The 6,922-nt window shown below is 34.0% G+C and carries 6 protein-coding genes and 2 pseudogenes; 5 read left to right on the plus strand and 3 right to left on the minus strand.

Going from position 1 to position 6,922, the window contains the following annotated elements; all coding sequences use genetic code 11:
- The first annotated feature begins 1 nt into the window (after nt 1).
- Nucleotides 2–1,033 (plus strand): MobB family relaxase, encoded by a 1,032-nt coding sequence (mobB, locus tag LX95_RS09195; protein ID WP_111541141.1) that lies wholly within the window; start codon nt 2–4, stop codon nt 1,031–1,033.
- A gap of 11 nt (nt 1,034–1,044) precedes the next feature.
- A complete protein-coding gene (locus tag LX95_RS09200; protein ID WP_111541142.1) occupies nt 1,045–2,625 on the plus strand; it encodes a type IV secretory system conjugative DNA transfer family protein in 1,581 nt (526 codons plus the stop codon).
- 170 nt (nt 2,626–2,795) lie between these two features.
- Here the strand turns inward: LX95_RS09200 and LX95_RS09205 are convergent, their stop codons facing one another.
- The gene (locus LX95_RS09205; protein WP_211307649.1) at nt 2,796–3,224 is read right to left on the minus strand and encodes a hypothetical protein; all 429 of its coding nucleotides are present in this window, start codon (nt 3,222–3,224) and stop codon (nt 2,796–2,798) included.
- A 5-nt stretch (nt 3,225–3,229) separates the two neighbouring features.
- The gene (locus LX95_RS09210; RefSeq protein WP_111541144.1) at nt 3,230–5,032 is read right to left on the minus strand and encodes a hypothetical protein; all 1,803 of its coding nucleotides are present in this window, start codon (nt 5,030–5,032) and stop codon (nt 3,230–3,232) included.
- A gap of 531 nt (nt 5,033–5,563) precedes the next feature.
- On the opposite strand from LX95_RS09210, the pseudogene LX95_RS14870 reads away from it, so the two are divergent.
- Both LX95_RS14870 and LX95_RS14765 read left to right on the plus strand, forming a co-directional pair.
- Nucleotides 5,564–5,677 (plus strand): annotated as a pseudogene (locus tag LX95_RS14870) (hypothetical protein); the annotation flags it as partial.
- Nucleotides 5,678–5,730: 53 nt separating this feature from the next.
- Nucleotides 5,731–5,940 (plus strand): PA2169 family four-helix-bundle protein, encoded by a 210-nt coding sequence (locus LX95_RS14765; protein ID WP_245924751.1) that lies wholly within the window; start codon nt 5,731–5,733, stop codon nt 5,938–5,940.
- Between the two features lie 74 nt (nt 5,941–6,014).
- On the opposite strand, the gene LX95_RS14680 is transcribed toward LX95_RS14765, so the two are convergent.
- Nucleotides 6,015–6,224 carry a nuclear transport factor 2-like protein gene (locus LX95_RS14680; RefSeq protein WP_211307650.1) on the minus strand — a complete coding sequence of 70 codons (210 nt, stop codon included), beginning with the start codon at nt 6,222–6,224 and terminating at the stop codon, nt 6,015–6,017.
- A gap of 594 nt (nt 6,225–6,818) precedes the next feature.
- Here LX95_RS14680 and LX95_RS14885 point away from each other — a divergent pair.
- Nucleotides 6,819–6,922: pseudogene (locus tag LX95_RS14885) on the plus strand (IS110 family transposase); the annotation flags it as partial.

Genomic DNA, 6,922 nt, shown 5'->3' on the forward strand with positions numbered 1-6,922 from the left:
TATGTATATCACAATCACACCTCAAAAATTAGGAGGCAATTATGCTCAAAGTTCTGCAGATTTTGTGGGCTATTTGGAAAAAGAAAATGAAGGATTAAATGAATCGGATAAGGAACACTTTTTTAATCAACATATGGAAGTTATTTCCGCAGGAGAAGTGGTAAAAGAAATTGATGAAAATACCGCTAAACTGAAAAAAAAAGAACCGAAATTTTATTCCATTACAGTAAGTCCTTCTTCCTATGAATTGAAACGATTACAGAATAGTCGTGAAGATTTAAAAAAATACACGCGGGAGGTGATGAAGGATTATGTGTCATCTTTCCATCGAGAAATCAATGGGCGTCCTATTCATATCCGGGATATTAAATATTTTGCAAAAATCGAACATCAACGTTTCTTTAAGGGAACGGATAAACAAATCATCGAAAACCAGGCTTTTGCCACCAAAATACTTCAGTTAAAAAATGAAATCCGACAAATCGAAAGAGGTAGCTTGGAAGGAAGCATATCTATCCGCCAAAAGGAAATCAACCATCTGGAACATCAAGCTCCACATCAACAAAATGGAAAAAGAATCGTACAGGGCATGTCAAAAGATGGTAACCAAAGTCATATCCATATCATCGTGAGTCGCAAGGATGCTTCCAATGCTTACAGCTTGTCTCCAGGGAGTAAATACAAGGCTTCCGATGTTAAAATGAACGGTAAATGGGTGAAGCGTGGGTTTGATCGGGATCGGTTTTTCAAAGAGGTTGAAAAAACGTTCGATAGAACTTTTGGATACCAACGAAATTTTGTGGAGACCTATCAAGCCAGAAAGGATTTTATTAAAAACCCCAATCATTATTTCTCTGCCTTGATGAAACTCCCCACCAATGAAAAAGCTTTAGCGATAAAAATACTTAAGGAACGTAAAATTCCAATCATGCCACCTATACCAAAGCATAAAGTCCAGTTAGCGCTCAAAGGCTTTCGACAACTTAAAAAAGGATTAAAAGTAGCTCTGGAATCTGGAACTATTGGAATTTAAAAATTAGAACTATGGATATGTATACAGGATGGAATATGGCATTCCTAGTTATGATTACTACGGTGTTTTTTTATGGAATTTATAAGTTATCCAGGTATGCTTTTATCATATGTATGGTTATGATTATGGGTTTACTCTGGTATGGTTTCAAGCAAGAGTTATTTGCGAATATGGTTGTATGGGTGGGGTGTCCTTTGTTAATAATAAATACCACACTATATGTGTTCCTTCATCGCTCGGATGAACCTTTGCATATATCTAAAAAATATCAAGTCCATTTTGGCACCAATGGTCCATCTTTTAAGGTGGACAATATAAAGCGAGGGATCTCTATTATTGGTTCTGCAGGGAGCGGAAAAACAGAAAGTGTGGTATATGGGTTTTTAAAACATTTGGCGAAAAATGACTTTACAGGGGTAATTCATGATTATAAGGATTTTGAAATTACAGAAATGGCTTATCCTTTGTTTAAAAATTCTAAGCTACCTTTCTATGTGGTGTCTTTTGATCAGATCATACATCGGGTCAACCCCGTAGCTCCTCGGTATTTAGAAAATGAAGAAAGCGTTTACGAGGTATCCCGTGTGCTGATCGAGAACTTACTGGAACTAAAAGAGTCGGGGAGTAGTGGTACCTCAAAATTCTTTTCGGATGCTGCCGAAGGTTTGATGGCGGGATTAATCTGGAAAATGAAAAGTGCATATCCCGAGTTTTGTACTTTACCGCACCTTATAGCCACCTATCAATTGTTAGACACCGATAGTTTAATGGCTTTTTTGGAAACGGATCCAACTGCTCGGGTAATGGCGAGTGCATTTATAAGCGGTAAGGATTCTGATCGACAAACGGCGGGAGTGAAAAGTACGCTCGCCAATGCACTCAAGAAAATTTGTACCCAGCGTATTTTTATGGCTCTATCGGCTGACGAGGTTCCACTGAACGTCAATTCTTCAGAGAACCCCGCCGTATTAATGGTGGTGAACAATCCTAAATATGAAAGTTCGTATGCTCCTGTAATCGCAATGATTATTCATACCGTGGTAAAACAAATGAGCGTAAGGAACAGGAACTCTTCTTTTTTGTTAATGGAAGAGGCTCCTACCATTCGATTGTTGAATATGCATCGAATTCCCGCCACGTTAAGAAGTTACGATATTTCTACCATCTATGTGATGCAGGATAAAATCCAGAACGATATGATGTATGGCGATAAAGCGAGCAAAGCGATTCTTAGCAACCTTTCTTATCAGTTTTTCGGAAAAGTCAATGATCCGGATACGGCTAAATATTATGAACGTTTTTTTGAGATTGTAAAAAAAGAAACTACCAGCGTAAATAGGGGATATAGCTTAAATTTTGATACACGTGTGACGACAGGGGAACGCGAAGTATCCAAAAGACGAGCGGATGTTTTTTTTCGCCTAAAGCAAGGGGAATTTATTACCTATGCAGATGGTAAGGATCAAAAAATACAATTTGAGAGAAGCGACATTAAAAAGGGTTTACCTGATAATTTAAATCAATATTCTCAGAAGGATTTAGAAGATAATTTTATGCAGGTACATGAGGACGTAAAGTCTATCTTTGAATAAATTCGTGTATTCTTCTCGAGCTTGCAAAAATGTTTAAGATTTTGATTTGTTGTGTTAAGTTTCTGAATTCAAGACCCTAAGATAATAAAAAGGGCTAACTGTTTTATATAATAAGTTAGCCCCCTTTGATTACAGCTTTCATGACAAAGTTTGATTATACGTTTTTAAAATTAAGGCAAAGTGTATGCGTTATCATAATCTTCTTGTGTAATAATGAATTCATAAATGTTATTTCCTAAATCAGAAAACGAAGAATCATTACCCAATGGACTTTTCCCATTAAAACACAGGTTATTAGCATTAACTCTATCTGCACAGATATAGCCCTTATTATTTGGAAATATAAATACAATGGAATCGGCACGTTGACGATAGCCATCAAAATTTTCAGAATCATAGGTGAAATCACCCCCACTCGACATAGAGCTAATTTCATATTCATATTCCAATTCATCATAAATAGAAAATCCCTTTATCTGCAAAGGTAAATTCGTATTATTCTTAAAACTTACTTCGTATGATATTTCTGGTCTCTCATCTGTATCAGTACAAGAAAAAAAGACATGTGAAAAAATCATGAAAACTACTATATTTTTCATAAAAATTACCAATTTGCCGCATTATTTCTAACTGCTCGAACATAATCGAACAATTCGTTAAGTTCAGCAGTAGTTACTCCAGCCGGTCTATTGTTATTTAATTTATTTTCCCAACATTCAATATCTCTGCAATTATCTAAGGCGCTTTGAATTCTATTTAAAGTATAATTTTCTACTCTGTCGACAGGCCTAGCAAAATTAGTAGTGTTTTGATTTAAATTATCAATTAAATCATCCACAATTGGTGTATATTGATTCATATTCATTTCTGTTTGTCTTTGTCTAAATGAATTCCATCTTCCACCACCATTTTGACTTGATTGATAATTATTGATTAAATCATCGTACCTATCATTAGTTACAATAGTCTCAACACCTTCTGCCCAGCTTTCGGTAAGCAATTTTCTATTATTACTTCCACTATGGAAAATTGAAAACATACCACTATCCATATTTCTATGTCCTAAATGCGTTAATTCGTGTACAGTGGTTGCATAAATACCATCGCTGCCCCTATACGAACCACCTGAACCAATTGTTATCCTTACATTGTAAAAAGCAAAAGCAGAAGCGAGGTTACTTAGTGCATGAGAACTTGTATTGTACCACATTTTACCTACGATTTTTTTGAAAAAGCCTGGGTGTGAAAGGTTATAATCATAGATTACTCTTGTATAGTAGTCATATGCCCCATTTTGGATAAATGCATAAAACTGGTTTCTTCCGGAAGAATAATGTCTTCTCCAAGATCTACGCGTATGAGTGCTATGGCTACGGTCTCTGGCATTCCAGAATGTAGTACCAGCTTTTACTACAAAATAAGGGTCGTGCTTAAAATAGCAAGCATATTTTACTCTCTTAGTCCTGGTTCTAGAGGTTTCAAAATATCCTGTTCGATTGGTGGGTGCTTTTCTTATTACCAACCATCCCCATTTTCTTACACGAACTCTAGCGCCCATAACACCGACACTTTGGTCTATAGCATCCTCTTGAACAGTTATCGTTCCGCTAGGGCGCCATTTTCTTCCAAACAATCTTCCTTGATCTCCATTTTCCACTTCATCAATTTCAAGATCATAGTTAATTTGAACGTCTCTAACTTTCAAACCTAATCTTTTTATATCATCATAGGTCAGTCTTTCCTCAGGATCACTAATAAAATAAGTATGATTTTTTTTCTCATCTTCTTCAAGATTGTCAGATATTTTCAAAGCCTCTGTATTCAGACCTTCATAGAAATCAAGAATTTGTTCTTCATTATCAGTTGGAGTTTCTCCAATAGCGTCTTCCGCAGTAAAATGAAGATCCTTTAATATCTCGTGTGGGATTTCCCCTGATATTTGATGATCTTTTGAAACTACAGAATAGTAAAAAGTAAGTGTTGTATCTGTAGCTTCAGGGTCTAAATATACTGAACCTTTATTCACTACTTCATATTCAAATGGTTCATCAGATACTGCTAGAATAGTATCATTTAATATTTTATCATTTTGAATACTATCTTGAGGTTTAAATTTTACATACAAATGGGTTTTGTTAATAGAGTAATTCCCACTAGGATGTCTTTTTGCTGTTGGGTTTCTCAAGAGGCTTTCGTAAGCACTCGCCATATTCTCCACAGAACACGGGATTTCCTTCTTTTTACCTAAGACGGTATACTTAAAATCTCCTTCTTCCCTCGGGGATACTTGGCTATCAAATTCTGACGATGATAAAACCGAGTTTTCATCAATGTCATCCTGATTACAAGAAGTAAACAACCCTAAAGTTATTAAGGTTATTAAAACAAATAACTTAAATCTTTTCATTCTTAATTTCTAATTATTAGATTATTTGCAGCAAATGTAAAACCTCGAAAGTTAACTTAACGTTTTCTTAACATCATATTTTTAACATCGGTTAGAACATGAAAATCGGAAAAATTTTAATTTAAAAGCATTTTTCATTTCATCAAAATAGATATGCTCCGATGCAGTTAATTTTTTAATATTATCAGAACCAATTTTTTATTTTCTTTTTTAGATTATTTAAGATCTTATTTTCTTTTATAGACTCAATCTTTCCGGAAGAAATATCTTTAATAATTTTCTCAGGTTCTGTTTAGTTTTCATTGATATTTTTACAACTAATGATTATTGAAAAAGCTAAAATTGTATATAAGAATTTTTCTTTCATATTTTTGTCAACTCATTATATCATCTCTAATTCAACCGTTTAAAGTAAAAGTTTTAGTTATACCTTAAAATACAAAATAGCGTTACGCTCTTAGTGTTAAAAAAATAAGTGATGTAAATAAAATTATAGCTGAAGAAAAAAATAATGATGCCACCAAGGACTTTATGAAAGCCGCTGACCAGACCAAATCGAATAAGTTATCAGCCTACCTGAAAAAGCAAGGTGTGGGACGGGAAACTTTTGCGAATGAGCTATTAGTCAAACTTCGGACATATAATCCAAATGAAAAAATTGACAATTACGGAAGTGTTTCAGGAAAGATGCATATTGGTTGGATCTTAAATCTACTTTATACATTGATAACGATGAAGCTATTTTGGAAGAATGCATCGGTGGTGATAAAGCTGCAAAAGAAGAATATGAAACTGTTTTATCTGATTTTTCAGGAGTAGGTAATGAGATTGAGGAACTTATAGTATTACAAAAAGAAAAATTGGAAGATACCCTTTCAAAAGTTAAATCTTTAGAGGATATTGAATAATGCATCTTTTTAAAATCTACCCCCTTAAAACCTCATTGTTTTCTTTGATAATGAGGTTTTTAATATTATATATTTTAAAAATTAGTGTTATCTTCAATAACAAAAGCATTTAACTCGGCCATCTTTCCATTTTCAAATCGCCAAACATCAGAATAAGAGGAATGAATAGCTTTCCCATGTTCGTCTTTTGAGGCAATAGTCCCAACCGCAACTACAAAATCACCTTCTTCATTAGATGTAAAACAATAAACTTGGGTGGTTCTACATAATTTTCTACCATCCATTTTCTAACGGCTTCTTTTCCTTTTAAGGTTATATCTCCTAGAAAATTCCAAATTGTATCTTCGGTACAAAAAGTTAAAAAGCCCTCATTATCGCCATGGGTAACTGCCTGATTAGCCTTTATCAATATGTGTTTATTATTTTCCATCAGTTATATCTAGAATTTTATAGGTTCCTGAGAATTTTTTTCAAATTCCCACCATAAGGAGTTTATATAGAATAAGTAGTGCTCAAGTTAGTGATTGGTTTTCCGCTAATCGATGAGTCATATTTTTTATCTTTCCTTTTAAAAAGCTAAATCAAACGATTTGGCGGTTTCCCAAATATACCGAAAATTTCGGGTTAGGGCAGAAGAAGCTATTTTTTATATACGTCTTAAGTTAGCATTTCAATAAAAACATTAAATTAAGATCTATAAAAAAGAAAGAACAAAGAGAGGATTAAGGTTATTATATACGCAGAAGCTTAAGACTTCGTCAACATTGAAAATCCCCTCTCTTTTCTACACAGATTTCGTACAGTTCTATGAGGCTTTTAGACCTCGATTTTAAGTCGTTGAAACTCGCGTAGGTTGTCCTTTCAAAAAACATTTTCTTATGAATAAAGATATTAAATATTTTGGAATAGACATTAGCCATTTAGTTTTTGATGTTACGGATTCTGAAGGGAATTATTACCAATTTAAAAACAGCATTTCTGG

Origin of the sequence: Mesonia algae (assembly GCF_003253545.1) — a bacterium.
Taxonomy (GTDB): domain Bacteria; phylum Bacteroidota; class Bacteroidia; order Flavobacteriales; family Flavobacteriaceae; genus Mesonia; species Mesonia algae.